22 protein-coding genes and 2 pseudogenes are annotated in these 24,116 nt (G+C 72.4%); 8 read left to right on the top strand and 16 right to left on the bottom strand.

Translation table 11 applies throughout. From position 1 onward, the window contains the following. Positions 1-138: 138 nt before the first annotated feature. Positions 139-2,277 carry an ArnT family glycosyltransferase gene (locus AC07AZ_RS02280; RefSeq protein WP_478842881.1) on the bottom strand — a complete coding sequence of 713 codons (2,139 nt, stop codon included), beginning with the start codon at positions 2,275-2,277 and terminating at the stop codon, positions 139-141. Positions 2,278-2,558: 281 nt separating this feature from the next. Here AC07AZ_RS02280 and AC07AZ_RS02275 point away from each other — a divergent pair, with 281 nt between their 5' ends. Genes AC07AZ_RS02275 through AC07AZ_RS02265 form a run of 3 tightly spaced genes read left to right on the top strand, consistent with a single transcriptional unit; the run spans position 2,559 to position 5,067 of the window. After that, complete coding sequence (locus AC07AZ_RS02275) at positions 2,559-3,689, top strand: ABC transporter ATP-binding protein (protein ID WP_478842879.1); 1,131 nt, start codon at positions 2,559-2,561, stop codon at positions 3,687-3,689. Beyond that, positions 3,686-4,402 carry an ABC transporter permease gene (locus AC07AZ_RS02270; RefSeq protein ID WP_478842877.1) on the top strand — a complete coding sequence of 239 codons (717 nt, stop codon included), beginning with the start codon at positions 3,686-3,688 and terminating at the stop codon, positions 4,400-4,402. Before AC07AZ_RS02275 ends, AC07AZ_RS02270 begins: the two co-directional genes overlap by 4 nt. Continuing rightward, entirely contained in the window at positions 4,399-5,067 is a 669-nt protein-coding gene (locus tag AC07AZ_RS02265) for an ABC transporter permease (protein ID WP_478842875.1), read from the top strand. Before AC07AZ_RS02270 ends, AC07AZ_RS02265 begins: the two co-directional genes overlap by 4 nt. 119 nt (positions 5,068-5,186) lie before the next feature. Here AC07AZ_RS02265 and AC07AZ_RS02260 read toward each other — a convergent pair whose 3' ends face one another. The 4 genes from AC07AZ_RS02260 to AC07AZ_RS02245 are packed head-to-tail and all read right to left on the bottom strand — an operon-like array spanning position 5,187 to position 9,306. Then, complete coding sequence (locus AC07AZ_RS02260) at positions 5,187-5,789, bottom strand: GTP-binding protein (protein WP_478842873.1); 603 nt, start codon at positions 5,787-5,789, stop codon at positions 5,187-5,189. Further along, positions 5,776-6,192, bottom strand: a complete 417-nt coding sequence (locus AC07AZ_RS02255) for a DUF742 domain-containing protein (protein ID WP_478842871.1) — start codon at positions 6,190-6,192, stop codon at positions 5,776-5,778. Before AC07AZ_RS02255 ends, AC07AZ_RS02260 begins: the two co-directional genes overlap by 14 nt. Before the next feature lie 34 nt (positions 6,193-6,226). Then, complete coding sequence (locus tag AC07AZ_RS02250) at positions 6,227-6,703, bottom strand: roadblock/LC7 domain-containing protein (protein ID WP_356036004.1); 477 nt, start codon at positions 6,701-6,703, stop codon at positions 6,227-6,229. Beyond that, positions 6,700-9,306, bottom strand: a complete 2,607-nt coding sequence (locus AC07AZ_RS02245; RefSeq protein ID WP_478842868.1) for a sensor histidine kinase — start codon at positions 9,304-9,306, stop codon at positions 6,700-6,702. The genes AC07AZ_RS02250 and AC07AZ_RS02245 overlap by 4 nt, the downstream gene beginning before the upstream one ends. 360 nt (positions 9,307-9,666) lie before the next feature. Here AC07AZ_RS02245 and AC07AZ_RS02240 point away from each other — a divergent pair, with 360 nt between their 5' ends. Both AC07AZ_RS02240 and AC07AZ_RS02235 read left to right on the top strand, forming a co-directional pair. Beyond that, positions 9,667-10,626, top strand: a complete 960-nt coding sequence (locus AC07AZ_RS02240; protein WP_478842866.1) for an ABC transporter substrate-binding protein — start codon at positions 9,667-9,669, stop codon at positions 10,624-10,626. 45 nt (positions 10,627-10,671) lie between these two features. Further along, complete coding sequence (locus tag AC07AZ_RS02235) at positions 10,672-12,159, top strand: aromatic amino acid lyase (RefSeq protein ID WP_478842864.1); 1,488 nt, start codon at positions 10,672-10,674, stop codon at positions 12,157-12,159. A 192-nt stretch (positions 12,160-12,351) separates the two neighbouring features. Here AC07AZ_RS02235 and AC07AZ_RS02230 read toward each other — a convergent pair whose 3' ends face one another. The 6 genes from AC07AZ_RS02230 to AC07AZ_RS02205 form a co-directional block, all read right to left on the bottom strand. Continuing rightward, positions 12,352-12,969, bottom strand: a complete 618-nt coding sequence (locus tag AC07AZ_RS02230) for a GTP-binding protein (protein ID WP_478842862.1) — start codon at positions 12,967-12,969, stop codon at positions 12,352-12,354. Continuing rightward, positions 12,956-13,318: a DUF742 domain-containing protein gene (locus tag AC07AZ_RS02225; protein WP_478842860.1), complete on the bottom strand. Its 363-nt coding sequence runs from the start codon at positions 13,316-13,318 to the stop codon at positions 12,956-12,958. Before AC07AZ_RS02225 ends, AC07AZ_RS02230 begins: the two co-directional genes overlap by 14 nt. Position 13,319: 1 nt before the next feature. After that, the gene (locus AC07AZ_RS02220) at positions 13,320-13,751 is read right to left on the bottom strand and encodes a roadblock/LC7 domain-containing protein (protein ID WP_478842858.1); all 432 of its coding nucleotides are present in this window, start codon (positions 13,749-13,751) and stop codon (positions 13,320-13,322) included. An 11-nt stretch (positions 13,752-13,762) separates the two neighbouring features. After that, positions 13,763-16,087, bottom strand: coding sequence for a sensor histidine kinase (locus AC07AZ_RS02215; protein ID WP_478842856.1), 2,325 nt, complete (start codon positions 16,085-16,087; stop codon positions 13,763-13,765). A 177-nt stretch (positions 16,088-16,264) separates the two neighbouring features. After that, complete coding sequence (locus tag AC07AZ_RS02210; protein ID WP_478842854.1) at positions 16,265-17,272, bottom strand: substrate-binding domain-containing protein; 1,008 nt, start codon at positions 17,270-17,272, stop codon at positions 16,265-16,267. A gap of 372 nt (positions 17,273-17,644) precedes the next feature. Further along, positions 17,645-18,100: a tellurite resistance TerB family protein gene (locus tag AC07AZ_RS02205; protein ID WP_356035959.1), complete on the bottom strand. Its 456-nt coding sequence runs from the start codon at positions 18,098-18,100 to the stop codon at positions 17,645-17,647. A gap of 190 nt (positions 18,101-18,290) precedes the next feature. Between AC07AZ_RS02205 and tatA the strand changes: the two are divergent. Together tatA and AC07AZ_RS02195 are read left to right on the top strand one after the other, a co-directional pair. Further along, positions 18,291-18,467 (top strand): annotated as a pseudogene (gene tatA, locus AC07AZ_RS02200) (Sec-independent protein translocase subunit TatA); the annotation flags it as partial. A 43-nt stretch (positions 18,468-18,510) separates the two neighbouring features. Then, positions 18,511-18,754 (top strand): annotated as a pseudogene (locus tag AC07AZ_RS02195) (peptidase E); the annotation flags it as partial. Between the two features lie 109 nt (positions 18,755-18,863). Here AC07AZ_RS02195 and AC07AZ_RS02190 read toward each other — a convergent pair. Both AC07AZ_RS02190 and AC07AZ_RS02185 read right to left on the bottom strand, forming a co-directional pair. After that, positions 18,864-19,373 (bottom strand): DUF6114 domain-containing protein, encoded by a 510-nt coding sequence (locus tag AC07AZ_RS02190; protein ID WP_478842852.1) that lies wholly within the window; start codon positions 19,371-19,373, stop codon positions 18,864-18,866. After that, positions 19,373-20,056: a DUF6230 family protein gene (locus tag AC07AZ_RS02185; protein WP_478842850.1), complete on the bottom strand. Its 684-nt coding sequence runs from the start codon at positions 20,054-20,056 to the stop codon at positions 19,373-19,375. Before AC07AZ_RS02185 ends, AC07AZ_RS02190 begins: the two co-directional genes overlap by 1 nt. Before the next feature lie 685 nt (positions 20,057-20,741). Between AC07AZ_RS02185 and AC07AZ_RS02180 the strand changes: the two genes are divergently transcribed. Then, positions 20,742-21,395, top strand: a complete 654-nt coding sequence (locus AC07AZ_RS02180; protein ID WP_478842848.1) for a Tat pathway signal sequence domain protein — start codon at positions 20,742-20,744, stop codon at positions 21,393-21,395. Between the two features lie 18 nt (positions 21,396-21,413). Here the strand turns inward: AC07AZ_RS02180 and AC07AZ_RS02175 are convergent, their stop codons facing one another. From AC07AZ_RS02175 to AC07AZ_RS02165, 3 genes are all read right to left on the bottom strand, one after another. Next, entirely contained in the window at positions 21,414-22,367 is a 954-nt protein-coding gene (locus AC07AZ_RS02175; protein WP_478842846.1) for a lytic polysaccharide monooxygenase, read from the bottom strand. Between the two features lie 201 nt (positions 22,368-22,568). Then, positions 22,569-23,423, bottom strand: a complete 855-nt coding sequence (locus tag AC07AZ_RS02170) for an NAD(P)H-binding protein (RefSeq protein WP_478842844.1) — start codon at positions 23,421-23,423, stop codon at positions 22,569-22,571. Continuing rightward, entirely contained in the window at positions 23,420-24,073 is a 654-nt protein-coding gene (locus AC07AZ_RS02165; protein ID WP_478842842.1) for a ScbR family autoregulator-binding transcription factor, read from the bottom strand. Before AC07AZ_RS02165 ends, AC07AZ_RS02170 begins: the two co-directional genes overlap by 4 nt. Between the last annotated feature and the right edge of the window lie 43 nt (positions 24,074-24,116).

The raw sequence follows: 24,116 nt of genomic DNA, 5'->3' as shown, positions 1-24,116 counted from the left end.
GAGGACCCCGCCCCCCCCCCCCCCCACCCCCACCCCCCCCCCCCCCCCCCCCCCTCCCCCCCCCCCCCCCCCCCCCCCCCCCCCCCCCCCCCCCCCCCCCCCCCCCCCCCCCCCCCCCCCCGCTGCCGGCCGGACCGCTCAGCCGACGTCGGAGGCGTCCAGGCGGTACAGGCCGCCGCTGCTCGACGAGGAGCCGGACGCCGAGGAACCCGAGGAACTCGTCGAGGTGGAGGAACCCGCCTCGTACGCCGATGACTTGACGGCCGTGCCGTGCTTCTTCACCCAGGTGGAGATCGCGGAGTCACCGCCCTGCCCGCCGTCGCCGACCATGACGTAGTGCAGCGTGCCGGACGTCACCAGGCTCTTGAGCTTCGCGAGGGTCATGGCGTTGTCGGAGCCCGACCAGCCGCCCATCGAGATGACCGGCTCACCGGACTCCAGGATGACGGAGGACGCGGTCTGGTCGGTGGCCACCGCCAGCAGCCAGGTGGCCCCGTCCCGGTGCTTCTCGAGATACGTGATCATCGCGGACGAGACCTGGGAGTCACCGCCCGTGCCGCCACCGCCCGTTGCGGCGCCGGCGTCCGAGGAGGAGGGAGAACCGCTGCCGGTCGGGGGCGTCTTCCGCGCCTGTCCGGTGCCCGTACCGGTGCTGGTGCCGCTGGAGGTGCCCGGCCCACCGGTCGTCCCGCTCGGCCGCTGACCGCCGCCCGTACCGCCACCGCCCATACCGCCACCGGTGCTCGGACCGGCCGTCGGGTTGGTGCCGTTGGTGCTCGACGTGGCCGCCGAGACCGAGTACGCGGCGGGCCCGGCCAGCAGGGCGACGACCGCCGCCAGCGCGGCGAGGCCCGTCAGCCGCCGCCGCTTCGTGAACCGCCCGGCCGACAGCCCCAGTACGGCGACCGCACCGGCCACGGCGACCACGGTCTCGGCGACCGTGTACAGCGCTCCCGAGCCGGAGGCCCGCTGGAGCAGCACGACGGCCCACACCGTGCTCCCCGCGACCGCCGCCGGCAGCACCCAGGCCCACTTGGGCGCCGACCCCTCCTGCAGGGCCCGGTACAGCATGACCCCGCCCGCACCGGCCAGCGCCGCGATGCCGGGCGCCATGGCGGTGACGTAGTACGGGTGGAAGGTGCCCTCGGCGAGGGCGAAGATCAGGTAGTGCAGGACGAACCAGCCGCCCCACAGCAGCAGCGCCGCCCGCCTGGGGTCGGTACGGGGTGCCCGGCCGCGCAGCACCAGGCCCGCGACCAGGGCGGTCACCGCGAACGGGATCAGCCAGGAGATCTGGCCGCCCATGATCTCGTTGAACATCCGGTACAGGCCCGACGAGCCGCCGAAACTCGCCCCGTTGCCCTGCGAGCCCACCGACGAACTCGCGCCGAAGACACGGCCGAAGCCGTTGTAGCCGATGACCAGGTCCCACACCGTGTTGTCGGTCGAGCCGCCGATGTAGGGCCGGGAGGAGGCGGGGACGAGGTCGACTACCACCATCCACCAGGCGCTGGAGACGACCAGCGCGACCGTGCCGACGGCGAGGTGGCGAAGACGCCTGCCCAGGCCGCCCCGGGCGGCCCACAGGTACACCAGGAAGAACGCGGGCAGGACGACGTACGCCTGCATCATCTTCGTGTTGAACGCGAAGCCGATCGCGACCGCCGACCACACCAGCGGCATCAGCCGGCCGGTGCGCACGGCCTTCAGCAGCGCCGACGCGCCCAGCAGCATCAGGAAGACGAGGACCGGGTCCGGGTTGGTGTCCCGGTTGATGGCGACCGTGATCGGGGTGAGCGTGAGCACGAGCGCGGCGATCGTGCCCGCGACGGCCCCGAAGTCCCGCTTGACCATGCGGTACAGCAGGGCCACCGATCCCGTGCCCAGCGCGACCATCGGCAGCGTCAACTGCCAGGTGCCGTAGCCGAGGACGCGCGCCGACAGGCCCATCACCCACAGCGCGAACGGCGGTTTGTCGACCGTGATGAAGCTGCCGGAGTCCAGGGCGCCGTAGAAGAACGCCTTCCAGCTCCTGGTCCCGCTGTAGACGGCGGCGTCGTAGAAGGTGTTGCCGGTGAGGGAGGTCAGGTTCCAGGCGTACAGGGCCGTGGCCAGGACGAGCACCGCCCACAGGGCGGGGCGGGCCCAGCGCGGGTCCTCGGGGGCGCCGGTGAACAGGCGTCGGGAGCGGGCGGCGAGGCCGCCGCCCGCGGAGGGCGTGGCGCGGTACCGGGAGCCGTCCCGGGCGGGCGCGGGCGGCGGAGCGAGGGTCGTCATGACACGTACTCCAGGTGCTCCGGACGGGAAGGGGACTGGGAAGCCATGCCGGTGACGATGGGGGCCGTGTCTGGGGCGTCCCTGAGCCTTCACTGAGGGCCGGATGAGAATCAGCGGACTCACAGGCTGCCCACAGCCGGGACCGGCGTGGACGCCCGGTGACCGGGCGCCAAGTTCCCGCAACAAACCCCGCAACACAAGCGGTCTAGACTCTCCCGGCAACGGCGTGACCGTGGCCAAAAGCGGGCAGCTCCTGCCAGACCCGAAGGGTATTCGGCGTTTTGATACGGATAGATTCAGTCACCAAGCGGTACCCGGACGGCACGGTGGCGGTCGACCGGCTCTCCCTGGACATACCGGACCGTTCGATCACCGTTCTCGTGGGGCCGTCGGGCTGCGGCAAGACGACGACCCTGCGGATGATCAACCGGATGGTCGAACCGAGCGAGGGCACGATCCTCCTCGACGGCAAGGACATCCTCCGGCAGCCCGTGAACACGCTGCGCCGGTCCATGGGATACGTCATCCAGAACGCCGGCCTCTTCCAGCACCGCACGATCGTCGACAACATCGCGACCGTGCCCCGCATGCTCGGCTGGGGCAAGGACAAGGCGCGCGCACGCGCCGCGGAACTCATGGAGCGGGTCGGCCTCGACTCCTCCCTCGCCAAGCGCTACCCCTACCAGCTGTCCGGCGGACAGCAACAGCGTGTCGGGGTGGCCCGGGCGCTCGCGGCGGACCCGCCGGTCCTGCTCATGGACGAGCCGTTCTCCGCCGTCGACCCCGTCGTCCGCAAGGGCCTCCAGGACGAACTGCTGAGGATCCAGGCCGAGTTGGGCAAGACCATCGTCTTCGTCACGCACGACATCGACGAGGCCGTCAAGATCGGCACGATGGTCGCCGTGATGCGCACCGGCGGCAAGCTCGCCCAGTTCGCGCCGCCCTCCGAGCTGCTGTCGAACCCCGCTGACGCCTTCGTCGAGGACTTCCTCGGCGCGGACCGCGGCATCCGGCGGCTGTCCTTCTTCCCCTCCGCCGGCCTGGAGCTGCTGACCACCCCGGTCGTGGCGATCGACTCCACCGCCGAGCAGATCGCCGCGCGGGTCCCGGCCGACGCCCCCTACCTGCTGGTCACCGGCCTCGACGGAAAGCCGCTCGGCTGGAGCGAGCCGCGCGACCTGACCGCCGGGCGGATCGCGCCGGAGCGGCTGCTGCCGTACGGCCGCCCGTTCGTGGCCGGTACGGACTCCCTGCGGGCCGCGCTCGACTGCGCGGTCCTCTCGCCCACCGGCTGGGCCGTCGCCGTGGACGGCGAGGGCCGGGTCGCCGGAGTCGTCTCCCAGCAGACCATCGCGGAGGCGATCCGCGGTGCCCACGCCGAGGGCCGTACCGAGGCCAAGGTCCTGAAATGAACCGCTTCTTCGACATCCCCAGCGACCTCCAGCACAGCTGGTTCGGCCTGATCGGCCTGCATCTGCGCGAGGCGCTGCTGCCGGTGCTGGCCGGGCTGCTGCTGGCGCTGCCGCTCGCCCAGCTGTGCGTGCGGTTCCGCTGGCTGTACCCGCCCGTGCTGTGGGTGACGACCGTGCTGTACGCCATCCCCTCGCTCGCCTTCTTCGTGGTCCTCATCGACTACACCGGCCAGACCGAGCTCACCGTGATGATCCCGCTGGCCGTGTACAGCCTGGTGGTGCTCGTCCCGGCGATCGTGGACGGCGTCCGGTCGGTGCCGCAGGAGACGCTGGCCGCGGCCACAGCGATGGGCTTCGGGCCGGTACGCCGGTACGTGCAGGTGCAGTTGCCGATCGCCGTGCCCGCGATCATCGCCGGCCTGCGGGTGGCGACCGTGTCCAGCATCAGCCTCGTGAGCGTCGGCATGCTGATCGGCAACCAGGGCGCGCTCGGCAACCTGCTCAACGACGCGCAGATCTACCACCGGCCCGAACTCGCCTGGAACTCCGTCATCACCACGGCGGCCCTGGCGATGCTCGCGGACGCGGTGCTGGTCCTGGTCCGTGTCGTGCTGACCCCCTGGATGCCGAGCGGCACCCGCCGCCCGAAGGCCAAGGACGCCCAGGCCCGGCCCGAACCGGCCGTGCCCGCCCTGGAGGACGCCGTCCGGTGAACGTACTCAACTTCGTCCACGCCTTCTTCAGCGACAGCGCCCACTGGCACGGCTACGACGGCATCCCCACGCGGGTGTGGGAGCACGTCCAGTACACGCTGGAGGCCCTCGCCATCGCGACCGCCATCGGACTGCCGATCGGCCTGGTCACCGGCCACTACGGGCGCGGCGGCAACACCCTCGCCCTGATCTCCACCGCCGGACGGGCGCTGCCCAGCTTCGGCCTGCTGGTGCTGATGTTCATCTGGCTCGGGTTCGGCATGACCCCCGTGATGATCCCGCTGGTCGTCCTCGCCGTCCCGCCGATCCTGGTGACGACCTACGAGGCGATGCGCTCCGTCGACCCGTCCCCGGTGGACGCGGCCCGCGGTATGGGCATGCACGAGGCGAAGGTCCTCTTCCAGGTCGAACTGCCGGTCGCGCTGCCGCTGATCCTGAGCGGGGTGCGGTCCGCCGCGATCCAGATCGTCTCGACGGCCACCATCGCCGCGTACGTCAGTCTCGGCGGCCTCGGCCGCTACATCGTCGACGGGCTGTACCAGCACAACTACGAGAAGGTCGTGGGCGGCGCCACGCTGGTCGCGGTGATGGCCCTGGCCACGCTCGGCTTCTTCTGGGCCCTCGCGCGCGCCGCGGTGTCCCCCGGGGTGCGCAGGGGCGGCTAGGCGCGGCAGAGTGGACGGCCGGAGCCCGCGCGCTGCCGGTCGTCTGCCGCGCTGCGGTGGCTGGTCGCGCAGTTCCCCGCGCCCCCTCAGGGCGGTTGTGCTCCCCGGGGGCGGTCGGGTCAGCCGCCCGTGCGTGCCAGGGCCTGTTCCAGTACGACGAGGAGGGCGTCGCGTACCGAGCCGCGCTCGCGGGCGTCGAAGACGACCAGGGGGACGCGGTCGGCGACGTCGAGCGCCCAGCGGACCTCGTCCAGGTCGTGCTCGACATGGCCGTCGAAGGCGTTGACGGCCACGGCGAACGGGATCTGCCTGTGCTCGAAGTAGTCGACGGCCGCGTAGCAGTCGTCGAGGCGCCGCGTGTCGACGATGACGAGCCCGCCCACCGCGCCCTCGACGATGTCGTCCCACATGAACCCGAACCGCTCCTGGCCGGGCGTGCCGAACAGGTACAGCTTGAGGGTCGGGTCGATGGTGATGCAGCCGAAGTCCATCGCGACCGTGGTCGTGGTCTTGGCCGGGGTGTGGCTGAGGTCGTCCACGCCCGCCGCGACCTCGGTGATGGCCGCCTCGGTGGTCAGCGGCTCGATCTCGGAGATCGAGCCGACGGCGGTGGTCTTGCCCACGCCGAAGCCGCCCGCGATCACCATCTTGACCGGTAGCGGCGGTCGTACGGCGGAGGTGGGGACGGCCGCACCGCGGATGGCCGGTTCAGTCGGTGTCACGGAGTACCCCCCGGGAGTCTGGGATGGCGCGGAGGCCCTCGATGACCCTGCGCAGGACGGACGCGTCATGGGTGACGCCGGAGTCGGGCACGTGCACCGTCAGCTGTCCCGCCGCGCGCAGGTCCTCGGCGAGGACCCGCACCACGTTCAGGTGCAGCCGCAGCCGGGCCGCGAGTTCCGCGATGGACTGCGGCTGCCGGCAGGCGGCCACGATGTCGTGCTGTTCGAAGGAGAGCCGGTCGAGCACGAGGAGCCCCTCGGCGGTGGCCACCACCTGGGTCTCCACGGGCACCGGCCGGCCGGTCGCGCTGGGCGCCACCCGGCCTGCGGTGACCAGGAACGGCCGTACGGCGGAAGCGGGGCCCACCGGGTCGGGGCCCGGTGGTGGGGAGCCGTCCGCCATGAGTTGTCTTCCTCCTCGACCCTGCCGCGCGCGCTCAGCGCGCGGACGTGGCGCCGACGCTGTTCTTCAGCTGGAGCACGAGCTGAGGGTTGAGCGCGCTGCCCGCCCGGTTGGCGAACAGCGTCATCTCGTAGGCGATGTTGCCCAGTTTGGCCTCCTTGTCGGTGACCACGCCGAGCACGGCGCCGCTGCCGATCGCGGAGACCAGCACGTGGCCGCCCTCCAGATCGATGATGACCTTGTTGAGGCCGCCCAGGCCGTAGTTGCCGGAGGCTCCGGCGGCCAGGCTGGTGATACCGGAGACGATCGCTGCCAGGCGCTCGGAATCGGCGTGCTCGCGCAACTCCGAGACGGCGATGAGCAGTCCGTCGGAGGACACCGCGATGGCGTCCACGACGCCGGCGGTCTCGGTCGCGAAACGATTCAACAGCCAGGTGAAGTCGGCTGCCGCGGCCTGGAGTTCGGCCGGCGTGGTGCCTCCCTCGGGAGTGTCACCTGTCGACGTACTCACTGCTCCGCTCCTTCCGGGAGGTGGTTCTGGTCGTGCGGTTCGGGGGTGGTGCGGGGGGCGGGTGCGGCGGTGCCGGCGCCGAGCGGCGGAACGGCGTTCGTGCCGGTGTCGCGGTGCGCGCGCTCGACGGCCGCCTCGAACTCGTCGAGCGAGGCGCGGACGGCCTCCGCGTCGGCGGGCAGCAGGGCCTGGTGTGCCGCCTGCCGGGCGGGCGCGTCGGCGGCCGTCCGGAGGGTGGCGCCCCGGACGCGCCGGCGCAGCGGCCGGGACGAGCCGGGGGCGTCGCCGGCCTCACCGGGTGCCTCGGCGTCCGCTGTCGCGGGCGCCGGGACGACGGCGGTGGCGGGCGGCTCGGCGGCGCGGGCCTGCGGGATGAACGGGGCCTCCTCGCGGCGCGGGACGCGGCGGGGGAGGGGCCGGACGTCGTCCCCGTCCGGGGCGGGCGTGCTCGCCGGCAGGGCGGGAGCGGGTCCCCCCTCCGTGTGGTGGACGGGCGCGGGGTCGTCCGCGGCGGCCGTGGCCCAGGACGGGACACGGCCCGCGGCCGGGGCCGGCCGGGCGGGTGCGGACACCTCCGCCGGGTCCGGCCGCGCCGCCCTGCGGTCGTCCGGCGCGGCGGACACACCCACCGGGCTCATCGTCAGCAGCAGGGAGGAGGGGATGGTCACCTCGGCCGTCACACCACCGCCCGGGGTGCGGGAGAGGACGACCTCGACCTCCCAGCGGCGCGCCAGGGTGCCCACCACGAACAGGCCGAGCACCTTCGTCGGCACCAGGTCGAGGCGCTCGCGGCGCACCAGCCGGGCGTTCTCCTCGGTGAGCCGCTCGGCGCTCATGCCCAGGCCGTGGTCGGAGACCAGGATCAGCGCGCCCTCGACACCGTCCTTGACGGTGACCTCGACGGGGCTGCCGGCCGGGGAGAACGACACGGCGTTCTCCAGGAGTTCGGCCACCATCAGGGTCAGGTCGCCGATGATGTCGGGCTCCACCATGACCTCGGTGGCGGCGTGCAGCCGGACCCGCTGGAAGCCCTCGATCTGGCCGAGCGCGGCCCGGACCACGTTGGCGAGCTCGGTGGGACCGGAGTCGAGCACGGTCTCGTGGATGCCGGCCAGCAGCATCAGACTGTCGGCGTTGCGGCGCAGACGGACGGCGATGTGGTCGATGGAGTAGAGGCGTTCCAGCAGCGCCGGGTCCGTCTCCCCGCGCTCGACCGCGTCGATCAGCGCCAGCTGCCGGGTGGTGAGGTTGCTGACCCGGCGGCCCACGTTGCCGAACATCTCGGCCACGTTGCGGCGGCTGAGCACCTGCCGTTCCAGCAGGGCGGCCGCGGTGGTCTGCACGTGGTTGAAGGCCGTGGCCAGGTCGCCGATCTCGTCGTGGGCGGTGACCGGGACCTCGCGCAGCCGGGGCGGCCCCTCGTCCTCGCCGTCCTCGTCGGCAACCCTCGCCAGCTCGCGTCCGGCGACCTCGGCGACCTGCCGGGCGGCGCCGGTGAGCGCCTGCACGGGGCGCACCACCGAGCGGCGCACCAGCACCGAGAAGGCGATCCAGACGGCGAAGCCGAACAGGGAGATCGCCAGCAGCAGCCCCGCGCGCCAGGAGGCGTCCTCGGAGGCGTCGTCGGCCCGGTCGGCGATCGCGCCGATGAGCGACGTGGTGATCGTCAGCCGGGTGTCGGACTGCTTCTGGTAGGTGGGGTAGGCGTCGAGGGCGTCGGTGAACGCCCGCCGGACCTGCTCGGGCGAGGTCGCCTGGAGGCCGCTGGGGTCGAGCTGGAGCTCGGCGTAGTGCTGGGCGATGGCCGCCTGCGCGAGGTTGTGCTCGATGCCGCCGAGCCGGTCCGTCTGGGCCTCGGTGGCGAACCGGCCGAACCGGGTGGCCTGGTGGGTGTACAGCTCGTACGACGCGACCGCGTTGTTGTATTCGATCAGCGCGTTGGTGTCGCCGGTGCGCGCCGAGAACACGCTGGTCTCGAAGGAGCTGTGGGCCGCGTCGGCGCGCAGCAGGGAGTCCAGCAGGTTGCCGGTGAAGGTGGCCGCGAGGGACGAGTTCCGGTCGAGCCCCAGACCGTCGATCAGACCCTCGGAGGCGTTGGTGTAGGCCGGGTCGATGTTGTCGGCGGGCAGATAGCCCTGCTCGATCGTGTCGCGCAGGCTGTCCAGGCCGCTGACCTCCTTCAGGGCCTGCGTCTCGGTGGCCGGCAGCCGCTCGCCGAAGGTCTCGCGCACCTTGAGCACCTGCGCGTCCGTGGACAGCTGTGCGGCGCGGTAGGCGGCCTGCGAGGGGGTGCCGCCGTCCTGGGTGGCCTCGTGCCGCACGGACAGCAGGACGGCCTGCTGGTGCTCGGCCTCCACCCGGTCGACGAGCTCCGCGACCTGGGCGCTGTCGCGGACGAGCCGGGCCGCGTCGTCCGCGGTGCCCGACTGCCCTACCTGGTCCGCGATGAGATAGCCGAGCAGCGCGGCGACCACGGCCAGCGGAATGCCGACCAGGAGGTTGAGCTTGCGGCGGAAAGGCCATCGGTCGGCGAAGCCGCGCAGACCGCCCCGGTGTGGCGTGGGGGCCGACTGGGCGGACGCGTCCACTCCGTTCGTGGACACCGGGCCTCCTTCATGAGGTGCCGCACGGCGCTCGAACGGGCCACCGTGACTGGTTCTGATCGAAGTCCGCGTCAGGTCCGCAATGGTGCGCGATGACACCCGAGCGGCCCCCGCACACCGCTGTGACCGACGCCAACTGCGGTGAGAGTACCGCTTCTTCGAACGATCAAGCGCGTCGCCCTACGTCAAGAATCCGTTACGAGGCGCTTGCACGGTCGTGTCGCCTTGTCCGCACTTCCTTCACATGTGATCACACATTGAAGCCAATTGGTGACCAGGCTGCTCTTGACTGCCCGGGAACCGGCTGGATTGGATCAGTACAAGAGCTTGCCAACACCCCTCGAGCCCGGAACGGGAATCGTGACTTCCAACAGCCCTCGCAGCAGGTCCATCAGGAGACATCCCGGCGCGGCCGCCTTCGCGCTCGCCGCCACGGCGGCCCTGCTGGCGGGATGTTCCTCCTCCGACGGCAACTCCGACGACCCCCTCGCGAACGACAAGGCGAGCGGTGACACCGTTGTCGTCGGCTCCAACAACTTCGCCGAGAGCATCCTGATCGCCGACATCTACGGCGAGGCCCTCAAGGCCAAGGGTGTCAAGGTCACCTACAAGCCGAACATCGGCAGCCGAGAGACGACCTACGGTCTGCTCAAGAACGGTTCCATCACCGTGCTGCCCGAGTACAACGGCGCGCTGCTGGCCTACCTCGACGCCAAGGCCACCCCGAAGACGGTCGCCGCCACGACGGCCGCCATCGAGGCCAAGCTCGACTCCAAACTCGCCCTGCTGGAGCCGGCGTCCGCGCAGGACAAGGACTCCGTGACCGTCAACGCGGCCACGGCGAAGAGGTACAACCTGACGTCCGACTCCAGCATCGCGGACCTCAAGAGCGTCGCGAAGGACCTGGCCATCGGCGCCTCGCCGGAGTTCCAGACCCGGCAGCAGGGTCTGGTGGGCCTCAAGGACGTCTACGGCCTGGAGTTCAAGTCCTTCAAGGCGCTGGACGCGGGCGGCCCGCTGACCCAGGCGGCGCTGAAGAAGAACACCGTGCAGGCCGCGGACCTCTTCACCACGGACCCGACCATCGTCAAGGAGAAGCACGTCGTCCTCCAGGACCCGGAGAACCTCTTCGGGTTCGAGAACGTGCAGCCGCTGGTCTACAAGAGCGGTCTCTCCCAGGACGGCGTGACCGCCCTCAACGCGGTCTCCGCCAAGCTCGACACGAAGGCCCTGCTGGACCTGGACTCCCAGGTGCAGACAGACAACAAGGACCCGCTCGACGTCGCCAAGGCCTGGCTGAAGTCGGTCGGCCTCGCCTGACGTCCACCGTCCTCGGTGGAGACGGACGCCGACGGACCGACGCGGGTGCCCCCACGCACCGGGGGCACCCGCGTCGTCCTGGACGGCACAGGCGTGCGGATCGAGGCGCTCGTGGCGCTCGCCGACGGCGCCGCCGAGCCCGCCGTGGCCCCGGAGGCCCGTGAACGGGCGCAGCGTTCCTGGCACACCGCCCAGCGGCTCGCCGCGGCCGGCCGTCTCTACGGGCGCGGCACCGGCGTCGGCGCCCACCGTTCGGTGGCGGTCGACGCCCAGGACGAGGCCGGACACGGCCTGAGGATCCTGCGCAGTCACGCCGGCGGCGCGGGCGCCCTGCTCCCGGCCCGCCAGGTGCGGGCCATGCTCGCCGTGCGCGCCAACCAGCTGCTGGCCGGCGGCTCCGGCATCCGGCCCGTCTTCGTCGACGCCCTCACCGACGCCCTGCGCCTCGGTGTGCACCCCGCCGTCAACGAGTACGGCGCGGTCGGCACCGGTGATCTGACGGCGCTGGCCCAGACCGGCCTGACCCTCATCGGGGAGCGACCGTGGCTGGGCGATCCCGCTCGCGGCCTGCCCGCCCCCGTCGCGCTGGAGCCCGGCGACGCGCTCGCCCTGCTCAGCAGCAACGCCCTCGCCCTCGGCCAGGCCGCGCTCGCCGGCCACGCCCTCGACACCCTGCTGCGTGCCTCACACGCCGTCACGGCGCTGTCCCTGACCGCGGTGTCCGGGTCCCTGGAGGCCTACGCGGCGCCCGTCCACGCCCTGCGCCCCTACCCGGGCGCGGCCCGCGCGGCGGCGGAGGTGCGCCGGTTGCTGGGCGCGTCCGACCCGGCCCCGGGCGCGTCGTCCCGGCCCGCCCCGGAACCCGGCCGCCGGCTCCAGGACCCGTACGGCTTCCGCGCCTTCCCGCAGGTGCACGGCTGCGCCCTGGACGCGGCGGAGGGTCTGCGCCGGATCGTCGAGGTCGAGATCAACTGCCCCTCGGAGAACCCGCTCATGGCCCCCGACGGCAGCGCGGCCTTCCACCACGGCGGCTTCTTCGCCGCCCCGCTCGGCCTCGCCCTGGACGGTCTGGACCTCGCCGTGCTCCAGACCGCCCAGTTGTCCGCCGCCCGCCTGACCGCGCTCGGCCGGCCCGACCTCACGGGCCTGCCCGCGTTCCTCGCCGCGGGCCCCGCGAGCAGCTCGGGCACGATGATCCTGGAGTACACCGCCGCCTCAGCGCTCGCCGAGCTGCGTTCCTGCGCCCTGCCCGCGTCCGCCGGCCACACCGTCCTGTCGCACGGCCTGGAGGAGGCCGCCAGCTTCGCCTCCCAGGCCGCCCGGCAGGCGCTGCGCGCGGTGGACGCCTACGGCACCGTCCTGGCCTGCGAACTCGTCACCGCCGTACGGGCGTTGAGGATGCGCCCGCTACCGCCGCGGGCTCCGTCGTTCACCACGGCGGCCGCGGCCCTGCCGGCCGGCACAGAGGACCGCCCGCTGACGGCGGACGTCCAGACGGCGGTCGAACTGCTGCCGGTGCTGGCGGAGTTGTAGCCGGACAGCTCCTGGTAACCGATCTGGCAGGCCGCGTCCCGCTGTTCGGCGGCGGTGGAGACGGGGCCGATCCAGCCGTATGCAGCGGCTCGGGAAGTCGTACGAGCGCGACGACGGCCAGGAGACCGTCTCGCTGCTCACCGTGCGCTCCCTGGGTGGATCCGGGCCCCGCCCGGTGGTCCGCGCAACCGCTCAGCCGGGCCGGCGGGTGAGACCGTCGCCCGAGCCCGCCCGGCCCGCGGCCACGATCAACTGGTCGACCAGCGCGATCAGCACGTCACGGCAGGACCCGCGTTCCCGCGCGTCGCACAGCAGCACCTGCACGTCCTCCGGCAGCGCCAGCGCGTCCCGGATCTGCTCGGGCGTGTAGGGGTGGCGTCCGAAGAAGCCGTTCACCGCGACGACGAAGGGGATGCCCCGGCGCTCGAAGAAGTCGACCGCGGCGAAGCTGGTCTCCGGCCGCCGGACGTCGATGAGGACCACCGCCCCCAGCGCCCCGATGGCCAGGTCGTTCCACATGAACCAGAACCGCTGCTGCCCGGGCGTGCCGAACACGTACAGCACCAGGTCGTCGCCGATCGTGATCCGGCCGAAGTCCAGGGCGACGGTGGTGGCGCGCTTGCCCTCGATGCCGTCGAGGTCGTCGACGCCCAGACTCGCGACGGTCAGCGACTCCTCGGTCCGCAGCGGGGCGATCTCGCTGACCGATCCGACCATCGTGGTCTTGCCGACTCCGAAGCCCCCGGCGATCAGGATCTTGACCGTGGCGGGTGCCGTGGCCGCCTCGGCGGTGGGGTCAGAGCCGGTCAAGGCCGTCCCTCACTTTCTGCAGCAGGTTCAGGTCCCGCTCGGGGTCGCGGTGCACCGGATGCGGCGGGGTCACCGTGATCCGGCCCGCCTCCAGCAGGTCGCACAGCATGATGACGATCACGCTCACCGGCAGGTCGAGGTGGGCGGCCAGCTCCGCGACGGCCACCGGCCGCGCGCACTGCCGGAGGATGCGCGCGTGCTCGGGCTGCGCCCGGACGCCCCACTCCGGCGGCGGATCCACCGCGGTCACCGTCGCGATGAGCGTGAAGTCGGCGCGGCTGGGCCGGGTCCGGCCACCGGTCAGGGTGAACGGCCGTACCAGCCGGCCCGACGGGTCGCCTCCGCTCACCTCACGCGCCGGAACCGGCCGTGGGACCGATGCCCGCCCGCGGCGCCGCGGCGAGGTGCTCGCCGATCTTCTTCACCAGCATGTTCATCTGGTACGCCACCACGCCGACGTCCGCGCCCGGCCCGGTCAGCACCACCAGATGCGAGCCGGCCCCCGCCGAGGTCAGGATCAGATAGCTGTTCGCCATCTCGATGAGCGCCTGCCGCACCGGACCGCCGCGGAAGTCCATGCTGACGCCCTTGCTGAGGCTCATCAGTCCGGACGCCGTCGCCGCCAGCCGTTCGGCGTCGTCGCGCAGGAACCCCGTCGACTTGCTGACGACCAACCCGTCCTCGGACAGCACGACGGCCTGGTTCACGTCGGCGACCCGCTCGACGAGGCCGGTGAGCAACTGGTCGAGCTGGGCGTGCGTGGCGGGGGCGGGACGTGTCATGGCGGTGTCCTTCACGAGCGGTCGGCGGGCGGGGGCGAGGGGACTGCGGTGGGGGCGTTGTCGGCGGGGACCGGTGTGCCGAGCTCCTGCGGGGTGGCGGCTTCCTCCAGGTCGTACCGCTCCGGGGCGTCGTCGTCACGCGCCCGCAGCGTGCCGCGCTGGAACCCGGCGAGCGAGGAGGCGGCGCGCTCCGCGGTGAAGTCCTCCAGGGTGTCGTCCTGTTCGGGCGGCGCGGCCTCCTCGCGCAGCTCGGCGGCCAGGCTGGTCTGCGGCACCCGGCGGGGCAGCGGAGCGGGGCCGTCCCCGGCGGCGGGCGCGGGGGCCGCGGTGTCGGAGGTCCGCGCGGGCACGGCCGGCCGGGCCTCCCGCGCGGGTTCGGCGGCCGCCTCCGGGGCCGGGTCCCCGGGCGCCTCGCGGACCACGATGTCGTGCGGAAGCAGCACGATCGCGGTGGTTCCGCCGTACGGCGACGGGCGCAGGGTGACGTCGATGCCGTGCCGGGTCGCGAGCCGGGCGATCACGAACATGCCGAGCCGCAGGTCGTCGGCCAGCGCCACCACGTCGAACTGCGGCGGCTGGGCCAGCTGCGCGTTGAGCGAGGCGTAGTCCTCCTCGGACATCCCGAGGCCACGGTCCTCGACCTCGACGGCCAGACCCCTGGCGACCATCGCGGCCCGCACCCCGACCGGGCTCGGCGCCGGGGAGTACACGGTCGCGTTGTCGATGAGTTCGGCCAGCAGATGGATCACGTCCGCCACCGCCGGCGGGGTGAGGTACAGCTCCTCGCCCGTCTGCACCTCCACCCGCCGGTACTCGGCGACCTCCCCCACCGCGCTGCGCAGGATGTCGATCAGCGCGACCGGCTCGGTCCAGCTGCGGCGGGGCTGCTCACCGCTGATGATGACGAGGTTCTCCTCGTAGCGGCGCAACTGGCTCGCGGTGGAGTCCAGTTCGTACAGCCCCTTGAGGACGTCGGGGTCCTGGTGCTCGCGTTCCAGCGCGTCGAGCTTGGTGAGCTGGAGGTTGACCAGGTTCTGGCTCTGCCGGGCGATGCCCAGGATCACCTTCTGGAACCCGCGCCGGGTGTCGGCGAGTTCCACCGCGGTGTGCACCGCCGTGCGCTGCGCGGCGTTGAACGCCTGCGCCACCTGGCCGAGTTCGTCACGGCCGTAGTCCAGCGGAGGAGTGGCCTCCTCCACGTCGACCGTCTCCCCCCGGTCCAGGCGGGCCACCACGTCGGGCAGCCGCTCCTGGGCGAGGCCGAGGGTCGCCATCCGCAGTCCGTGCAGCCGCCGGGACAGGGAGCGGGTGATCCGCCAGGACATGCCCACGCACAGCAGCAGGGCGGCCAGTCCGCCGGCGCTCAGGGAACCGGCCGTCACCAGCAGGCTGTGGGCCTTGTCGGAGCTGTCCGTCAGCAGTGCCGAGGTCTGGTCCTGGATCAGCCGCGTGTACTGGGCGGACACCGTCGCCAGCGCGGCGTCCCACCGCTGCCGCAGGTCCGGCAGGACCACCGCCTTCGTGTCGCCGGCCGCCCGGGCCGCCAGCACCTGGTCCTCGACGTCCTGGATCGTCTGCCACTGCGGGCTCTGCAGGATGCGCTCGGTCTGTGTCTTCGCGCCGCCGCGCAACTGCGGCAGGATCTGGTCCTGCACGAGCCAGCGCCGGGTGTTGACCAGCTGGGTGAACCGCGCCCACGTCTTCTCGTCGAGACGGCCGGCCGGCCGGGCCAGCGTGAGCTGCGCGTCCTCCTCCGAGACCAGCTCCGCCGCGTGCTCCAGGGCGACCAGCGGGCCGGCCTGCGAGGTGAGGTCGCCGTCGTCGACCTGCGACAGCCCCTGGAAGGCGTGGATCTGGTCGTCGATGATCGACGTGTACTGGTCCAGGGCCTGTCGGGCGGTGATGTCGGTGGGGTCGTCCACCTGGCCCCGGTAGTACTCCAGGCTGCCCACCGACCCGAGGACCGAGTACAGCCGGTCGGCGACCCGGCCGGGGGCCCGCTGGATCGCGTCGGATCGGCGCACCACCTTGGCGACGGCCGCGTCGGTTCTCGTCCGCTGGGCGTCCAGCGCGGCCCGGGAGCCGCGCGGCGAGGAGGCCAGCCACGCGGCCGACAGGCTGCGTTCGCGCTGCAGCGCGAGCGTCGCGTCGGTGCCCATGGCCCCGGTCGCCCGGCTCAGGTCCGTCTGCTCACGAAGCCGCAGCCCCTCCGCGAACATCTGCGTCGTCGTCACACCCCACATGGCGGCGAGGGTCACGCTGGGGACGAGGGCGAGGAGAATCAGGGAGAGACGTATGGAGCCGAGACGGCGGCGGGCGCCTGTCCGTGGAGACATCGTCGTCCTAGTGCGGGGAGCGGCGGGCGGGGAGGCCCGGCGGGGGAGCGGGGCGTGGCGGACGGGCGCTGGGTGACTGCCCGCCGGTACGGCGCAAGGGGTGCGCAGGATGTTATCCGTACAAGTGGCCGTACGTACGACGAGTGACCGAATCGTTGGCGGGGCCGCCGCGCGCGGTCAGCGCGTCCCGGCGGCCGCGAACCGGGCCACCGCGGCGACGTTGGTCCTGGTCACGAACGCGGGACCGGTGAGCACCGGAGCCACACCGCCGCCGCTGATGTTGCCGTTGGTCCGGTAGAGCCACAGCGAGTCGACGGCGAGATAACCCTGGAGATACGGCTGCTGGTCCACCGCGAACTGCACGGTGCCGTTCCGCACGGCCTTCACCAGGTCCTTGTTGAGGTCGAAGGTGGCGACGTGGGCCTTGCTGCCCGCCTCCTTCACCGACGCGACGGCGCCGAGAGCGAACTGCGCGCCCATCGTGACGACCTCGTCGATGCTCGTGTCCTGCCGCAGCTTCTCCGTGAGGGCGGCGTTCACCGCGTCGGTGTCGGTGCCCTCGACGTACAGCATGTCGGTCTGGCCGCCGAACGCCTTCTTCACGCCGGCGCAGCGCGCCTCCAGGGCGACGTTGCCCCGCTCGTGGATGACGCACAGGGCGTGCCGGGCCTTCAGGTCGTCCAGCTTGTCGCCGACGGCACGACCGGCGACGCTCTCGTCCTGGCCGAAGTACTCCAGGAGTCCCGCGGACTGCCAGGCGTCGATACCGGAGTTGAGGCCGACCACCGGGATGCCCGCCGCCTTCGCCCCGGCGACCGCGGTCCGCATCGCCTCCGGCTTGGCCAGGGTCACCGCTATGCCGCCGACCTTGTCGCGGACCGCGTCCCGCACCAGTTCGGCCTGGCCGGCCGGGTCGGAGTCGTTGGCGTAGGTCAGGTCGACACCGTCCTTGGCGGCCGCCGCCTCGGCGCCCTCGCGCACCAGGTCCCAGAAGGCGTCGCCCCGCCCGCCGTGCGTGACCAGGGCGACCGTCATCCGGGTGGTGCCCGCCTTCCCCGCCGTGTCGGCGTCGGACCCGGAGGAACCGACGGACAGGGAGCAGCCGGTCACCAGCAGGCAGGCGACCGCGAGGGCGGCGAGGCGCGCGACGCCGGGGGAGGCATGAGGTGGGGGAGGAGTGTTCATGAGGGTGCGGCACCTCGCTGTGCGGCCGAGCCGGAGGAACGGGGAGGGCACGGCCGGACCGTACGAGCAGGTGGGCCGACCGGGTGACTCTCGATGGCTGGGAGCCAATCGTGTGTGACCGCCGGTAGTCAAGTGAGCGGCCACCTGGAGTGAGTCGTCGCTGCCGCATTGTGATGATCTACGGGTGGACGGCCGGTCGTCGGCCTCCGCCCTGGTCGTCGGGCCGGAGCCGCGGAGTCAGCCGGGTGCGGCGGAGTCAGCCGGGTGCGGCGGAGTCAGCCGGGTGGGGCGGGCGGGGTTGCCGGGCGGCCGGGTTGCCGGGGCGGCCGGGAGGGGCGCCGGACCCGGCCTCCCCCGGCCACACACCCGGTCTCAGAGATCGAACTCGTGCGGCGGCAGGTCGAGCGAGAAGCAGGCCTCGCGGACCACGGCCTGCTCGGTCTTGTCGAAGTCGCCGTCGGCGCCGCCGATGACGATGCCGATCTGGATGACGGCCCGCGCCTCGGCGGGCTTCTTCTTCGCCTTGGCGATCTCCTGGAGCACGCTCACCTTGCCGAAGGCGAAGTCGGCGGTCAGTTTGTTCAGGTTCTCGTCGAAGCGGCGCTGCAGGTCGGTGGCGTCGAAGTTCTTCAGTACCTCGTTCGTGGCGATGAGCTGGGCGACGCGCTGCCGCTCGGCTGGGTCGATGCTGCCGTCCGCCGCCGCGACCAGGGCGCACATCGCCATACTGGCGTCGCGGAAGGCGCCGCTCTTCAAGTCGTTCTTCTTCGCCACCAGCTGGGTCTGCATCGTCGACGCGGACTCCTTGACGCGGTCCCACAGGGCCATGTGTGCTCCAGGTGTGCGTAGTCGTGCCTCTGTCATCTACAGCACTGTAGAAACTCGCCCGGCGGCCGACGAGTTCCCGTAATGCGCCGGTCTTTTTTCGACAAAGGGCGACGGACCTGGGCAGAGTCCGGACAGCGGCCGGCTGTACAGTCGCGCACGGCAGCACCTGCGCTGGAAGGAAGAAGGCGGCATGCTCCGCAACGGACTGGAACCCTGGCATCTGCTGATCGTGGCGATCGTGGTCGTCGTGCTGTTCGGCTCGAAGAAACTCCCGGACACCGCACGAGCGCTGGGCAGGTCCATGCGCATCCTCAAGAGCGAGGCACAGGCCCTGAAGGCGGACGGCACCCCCGCCCCGGCAGAACCCCCGGCGGCGTAGCCGGACGGGGCGTTCGCGGAGGGCGCGGCCGGTCCTGCCGTACGGCGACGGTGTGCACCCCGACAGCGACCCGGGCCGGCGTCCGCCGGTCCACCGGCTGGTCGCGGACGGAACCCTTCCCGTTACCCACTGCACGGACGACGGGGACGGTCCGGCCTTTCGTCACCGAACTCGTCGAGGCGGTCACCGAGGTCCCGGGGAAGGGCGTCTACGTCTTCGCGCGCGACGGTGACGCCGCGGTGGAGCGGGTCGCCGAGCCTCGCGGGCTGCCCGGCGTGTCAGGGTCCGCCGGGCGGCCGTGGGCGCGCGTCGGGAGAGCCGGAGGCCGCTGGGAGAGCGCCGCACGCTGGTGCCGCGACAGGCGACGTTCGCCCCGCCGCGGCACTAGGAACGCGCCTCCGCGACCTCCGGGCCCTTCGTGAGGTTCACTTCCGAACCGTTCGTCGCCTCCGAACCGTTCGCGGTCTCCGAACCCTTCGCGGCCTCCGCTCGCGCCGCCCGCTCGCGCTGCCGGCGTTCTCGGCGCGGTTCCTGGTCCGGGAGCCAGCCGAAGGCCAGGCAGCTGCCCACGGCTCCCAGGATCAGGCCGACGAAGAAGCCGCCCAGGTTCGAGGTGAGCCAGGTGCCGAGGGTGACCAGGATCCCGGTGATGGAGTAGAAGAGGCGCTGGGTGGGGTTGAACAGGATGAGCAGGCCCAGCAGCAGCATCACCGTGGGCAGGAGATAGCCGGACAGGGTCCGCGCGCTGCTGTGCAGGATGACGTCGAGCGACGCCTTCTCGGTGAGCAGGATCTCCGCTCCGCCCAGGGTGAGCAGCAGCCCGCCCCAGAACGGGCGGTTGGCCCGCCAGCGCCGGAAGCCGGCCCGTACCCCCTGCCCTGGCAGGTCCGCCATCAGCAGGCCTCGTCGCTGAAGCCGAGCTTCAGGCCCGGCAGCCTGAAGATTCCCGCGGTGGTGGCGTAGTTGGTCTGCCGCAGATCGTCGATGTGCACGGTCTTGGCCTGCTGGCTGAAGACGCCGGGCTGGCCCTTGGGCTTGGCCCTGTTCAGGGTGCTGGCGTCGTTGCCGATCTCGATGTCGGTGAACTCCGCGTTGCCCGACAGCTGTGTCGAGTCGGTGGTGAGGTCGGTCGCGGTCACGGGGTGGCCCTTGGCCGCGCCGGCGCGGATGACCAGGTTGATCCCGCCCAGGTCGACGCTCTGGCACAGCTTGACGAGCGTCGCGTCCTTGATCGCGGAGGTCACGACCAGCACCTGGCCGCCGGTGTCGCCCTGGTTCGGGCTGCCCTCGATCATGTTGTCGAGGTCGCCGTACTGTTCGAAGCCGGTGCCGTCCAGCGAGGTCGCGGTGACCGTGAAGGGCATCCCGGAGATCGCGAACTGCACACCGAGCGCTCCCTCGGCGGTGAAGATCGCGAGTGCGGCGGCGATCGCGGCGGCCGGCACGGCCATCACCGCGGCCCGCCGCAGTCTGACCTGCCCGCGTCTGCCGGTCCTGTCGGAGGTGTCGGGCACGGAACCGCTTTCCGGGTTCTCGGGCGTGTTGGCGGCGGACGAGGTGTCCGAGGACGAGGCCATGTGCTGCTCCCGTGGGCATAGTCAGTGCGGTTGGGCTTCAGTGGCACGTTGTCCTGGCGCGGACAGCGACTGAGGCGTGCGTCTCCTCGCACCTCCCGGTGGCGCAAGGGCTTTCACGTACTCCGCAGTAGCCGACGAGGAAGTTACCGGGGGTTACACCCAGGGTCAAGGGAGTTGTGGAAAAAACGTGTCGATTGTGCTTCGGGCGTGTGTCGCGGCACGTCGGAGATGTCACGACGCATCAACTCCCGCCCGATCCCTTGACGCTGACTGATCCTCAGGTCTACAACTTGCCCTGGCCTTCCCCGGATCCGTGGCGCCGGATCCGTCACCGCGTGGCACCGTCCACGCGTCTCCCGGACGTCACGTCCAGTACGGGCACGTCCTCGCCCCGGCCACATCCGGCAGGGGCGCCGCATCGCCCGGACCGCATCCGACGGGCACCACCTCGCCCGGACGGAAACCCTCACGGCACCCGTACGGCCGCTTCCCCCTCGGCCGTGCCGGGCCACCCTCTCGCCCGGCCCGGCCGAACTCCCGCCCCCACGGGTCATCGGCCGGTCACCGGACGCCTGCCGTTGCCGGCCCGTCGCGTACGGAGAAGGCGCCACGGGCCGGCAGCGGTGGACACCCCGCGTGTCCGTCACCCCCCGCACCACCCCACCCCCAAGAAAGAGGCACCCGCATGCGTACGCGAACCCTCCTCGCCCTGACCGGCGCTGTCGCGGCACTCACCCTCCCCGCCGTCGCCCCCGCGTCGGCGGCCGACAGCGCGGTCCTCACCACCGGCGGTCCCGGCGGTACGGCTGTCGCCGTGGGCGACGTCCTCACCGCGCCGCTCGCGACCGGCACGGCCGCCACCCTCTACTCCAGCGCGACCGGCACCAGCGGAATCTCCTGCACCTCCTCGCAGTTCACCGCCACCGCCACCGACAACCCCGCCGCACCCGGCACGGCCACCGAGTCGCTCACCGCGCACACCTTCGCCAGCGGCAGCTGCACCAGCAACGTCCTCGGCGTCACCAGCGTCACCAGCATCACCGTCAACAACGTGCCGTACACGACCTCGGTGGCCTCCGACGGCACCGTCACCGTGACCCCGGCGAGCGGCTCCACCATCCAGACGACGGCCGTGCTGCGCACCCTGCTGGGCAGCATCACCTGCGTCTACCAGGCGCCCAGCCTCACCGGCACGGCGAGCAACACCGACAACAGCATCAACTTCGCCAACCAGCACTTCACCAAGACGTCCGGTTCGTCGCTGTGCTTCGCCAACGGCTACTTCACCGCGAAGTACGCCCCGGTGACCGACGGTGGCGCGGCGGTCTACGTCAACTGATCCTCGTAGAAGAGGAGTTCACCGCCGACGAAGACGAAGTGCCAGGGCGGCGCCACCGGTGAGGACGAGCACCGCGGCGGCGCCGCCCGCCAGCAGTGGGGCCGAGGGCCCGCTGGAGGCGGGGTCGGCGTCGGCGGCGACCGGCGTGCTTCCGGGGGCGGTGGCGTCCCCGGCCGGCGGGGACGCCACGGTCCCCGCCGTCCGCTCGGTCCGCGCGGGAGCCGTCCGGCTTCCGGCGGTGGGTGAAGGGCTCCTGCCCGTACGGTCCTTGCCGCCCGTCGGGGAGGCGGACACGGCCGGAGCGGGCGAACTCCTCCTGCCCGCACCCGAGCCGGCGGCCGCCGGGAACACCACGTCGGAGCACGAGTAGTAGGTGTCCGGCGTGCTGCTGTTCTGCCAGATCGTGTACAGCACCTGGTGGCCGGTCCGGTCGGCCGGCAGCTTCGCCCGGATGCGGTAGGCGCCGTCCGTCAACGCCGGGTCCGTCACCTGCGCGAACGGCTGCTGCGGCAGGTCGGACCAGGTCAGCGGCTTCGACGGGTCGTAGCCCGGCTTGGTGAGGTAGAGCCGGAACGTGCCGGTGTGCGCGATCGTCGAGGCGTACTTCATCGTCATGGTCGCGCCCGGCGTCAGACGGGTCGTCGGCCAGTCGGAGCGGGCGAGGTCGAGACCCTTGTAGGCGGCCAGTCCGCCGCTGCACAGCTTCCCGTCGGGGATCGTCTGCCGGTCCCGGCCGCCGACGCCCGCGACCCGCAGGTTGTCCCAGGCCGTGAAGGGAGACCCGTTGGCGGCCACGGCCGCCCGGCACGCCGCCGAACCGGACGCGCTCCCGCCGTCGGGGGAGCAGGCGAAGACCCGGCTGACCGGGTCGGTCGGCGCGCCGTGCGCCTGGGCGGGACCCGCCGCCCACAGCAGAAGCGGAGCGAGGGCGGCGGCCGCCAGAGCGGTACGGTGTGCGGTCATCCGGGACATCCGGAACGTCTCCTCGGCCGACGCGGGAACAGGCTGCTCCCCCGTAGTACGGGAAACCCACCCGAGGCGTTCAGCACGAGGCGCGTGTCACGTGGTGGGCGGAGGCCCGGCGACCCGCCCCCGACCTCGACGCGCCCCGTACCCGGCGCCCCGACCTCGACGCTCCCCGTACCCGGCGCCCCGACCTCGACGCGCCCCGCACTACCCCCGAAACACCGCCAGATGCTCGCGCACCCAGTCCCGGTAGCAGCGGGCCGGGCGGCCGAGGAGGTGGGCTGTCGTGGGGTCCACCCGGTTCTTGGCCCCCGCCCGTCCGCGCGAGGCGCTCTCCACGAGAGCGTCGGCCACCGGGGCCGGCAGCCGGGTGAGCAGCCGGCGGCGGGCCTCGTCCTCGGTGAGTTCGACGAACCGCAGGGGACGGCGCAGGACCTCACCGAGGATCTCCGTCTGCCGCACCGCGCTCATGGCCTCGGGGCCGGTGAGCGCGTGCGCCCGCCCCGCGTGGGCGTCCGTGTCCAGCAGGGCCCGCGCCGCCACCTCGGCGATGTCCCGCGGGTCGACGGTCGCGTTGGTCGCGCTGCCGTTCTGCGCGCGCACCACGCCCTCCTCCCGGACCGAGTGGGCCCAGCTCAGGGTGTTGGTCATGAAGGCGCGCGGCCGCAGCAGCGTCCACAACAGGCTGGAGCCGCGCAGGAGTTGCTCGTTGTGCCGCTGCCAGGTGGTGATGAGGTCGGTCGCCCCGGGATCGGTGACCGCGAGCGCCGACAGCTTCACCACATGCCGTACGCCCGCCGCCCGGGCGGCCGCCACGAAGCGCTCGTCCTGGGCGGGCGCCAGCGGGTCGGAGGTGACCAGCAGGGCCGACCGTACGCCGCTCAGCGCCCGGTCCAGGCTCGACCGGTCGTCGAAGTCCCCGCCGGCCACCTCGTCCCGGGGGCCGGCCAGGGCGGCTGCGCGCCCCGGGTCGCGGGTCAGCAGCCGCAGCGGGGTCACCCCCGACAGCCGCCGGGCGACCAGGCGTCCGACGGTTCCGGTGGCTCCGGTCAGCAGGATCACGGCCCGTACCCGGACAGTTCGGCGCCGGCCAGGACCCGCGAGCCCCGGTCGGGTGCGCTGTCCAGGCCGAGCAGCAGGCCCGGCACCGCGATGCTCGGCAGGACGTGGGACCACAGGACCGAGATGCGGTGCCCGAGGTCCTCCCGGCCGGTCAGCGCCCGCGACATCTGCTGGATGCCGGCGAACGCGCCCACCAGCAGTTCCACCGTGTCCCTCGGCTGCACCGTCGGCAGCAACTCGCCCTGTTCCCGGGCCTGTTCCATCATGCCGACCAGCAGGTCCGCCCACTGCCGGTAGGGGCCCGTGTGATCGACGCCGGGTGGCGCGCACTGGTCCACCGTGAGCCGCACACTGCCCTGGAGCAGCGGGTTGTCCAACAGCCGGTGCCCGAACGCGAACGTGATGTCGATGATCTCCTGGAGCCTGCACGGGTGCGGCGGCACGGCCCCGAACGGCAACTGCTCGTCGAGGACCGCCTGGGCGAGGGATTCCTTGGACGGGAAGTGGAAGTACAGCGCGCCTTTGGTGACTTCGGCCCGCTCCAGGACCATCGAGATGGTGGTCGACGCGTAGCCGTGTTCGTCGAACACCGCGCCCGCGGCCTCCAGAATCGCCTTGCGCGTCCGGATGGCGCGCTCTTGTCTCGCCATAAGAGCCCTTCCCATGTGCCGAATCGGCCATCACGGGTCTCAT

The sequence above is a fragment of the Streptomyces sp. NPDC043878 genome (assembly GCF_056435735.1).
The sequence above is the reverse complement of the archived record's forward strand: the minus strand, read 5'-3'. Positions and strand labels throughout refer to the sequence as shown.

Excerpts from the sequence above, each read along its gene's own strand:
- AC07AZ_RS02280 (WP_478842881.1), bottom strand. The coding sequence starts at position 2,277 with ATGACGACCCTCGCTCCGCCGCCCGCGCCCGCCCGGGACGGCTCCCGG.
- AC07AZ_RS02270 (WP_478842877.1), top strand. The coding sequence starts at position 3,686 with ATGAACCGCTTCTTCGACATCCCCAGCGACCTCCAGCACAGCTGGTTC.
- AC07AZ_RS02255 (WP_478842871.1), bottom strand. The coding sequence starts at position 6,192 with ATGGCGGACGGCTCCCCACCACCGGGCCCCGACCCGGTGGGCCCCGCT.
- AC07AZ_RS02220 (WP_478842858.1), bottom strand. The coding sequence starts at position 13,751 with ATGACACGTCCCGCCCCCGCCACGCACGCCCAGCTCGACCAGTTGCTC.
- AC07AZ_RS02215 (WP_478842856.1), bottom strand. The coding sequence starts at position 16,087 with ATGTCTCCACGGACAGGCGCCCGCCGCCGTCTCGGCTCCATACGTCTC.
- AC07AZ_RS02210 (WP_478842854.1), bottom strand. The coding sequence starts at position 17,272 with ATGAACACTCCTCCCCCACCTCATGCCTCCCCCGGCGTCGCGCGCCTC.
- AC07AZ_RS02205 (WP_356035959.1), bottom strand. The coding sequence starts at position 18,100 with ATGGCCCTGTGGGACCGCGTCAAGGAGTCCGCGTCGACGATGCAGACC.
- AC07AZ_RS02190 (WP_478842852.1), bottom strand. The coding sequence starts at position 19,373 with ATGGCGGACCTGCCAGGGCAGGGGGTACGGGCCGGCTTCCGGCGCTGG.
- AC07AZ_RS02185 (WP_478842850.1), bottom strand. The coding sequence starts at position 20,056 with ATGGCCTCGTCCTCGGACACCTCGTCCGCCGCCAACACGCCCGAGAAC.
- AC07AZ_RS02180 (WP_478842848.1), top strand. The coding sequence starts at position 20,742 with ATGCGTACGCGAACCCTCCTCGCCCTGACCGGCGCTGTCGCGGCACTC.
- AC07AZ_RS02175 (WP_478842846.1), bottom strand. The coding sequence starts at position 22,367 with ATGTCCCGGATGACCGCACACCGTACCGCTCTGGCGGCCGCCGCCCTC.
- AC07AZ_RS02165 (WP_478842842.1), bottom strand. The coding sequence starts at position 24,073 with ATGGCGAGACAAGAGCGCGCCATCCGGACGCGCAAGGCGATTCTGGAG.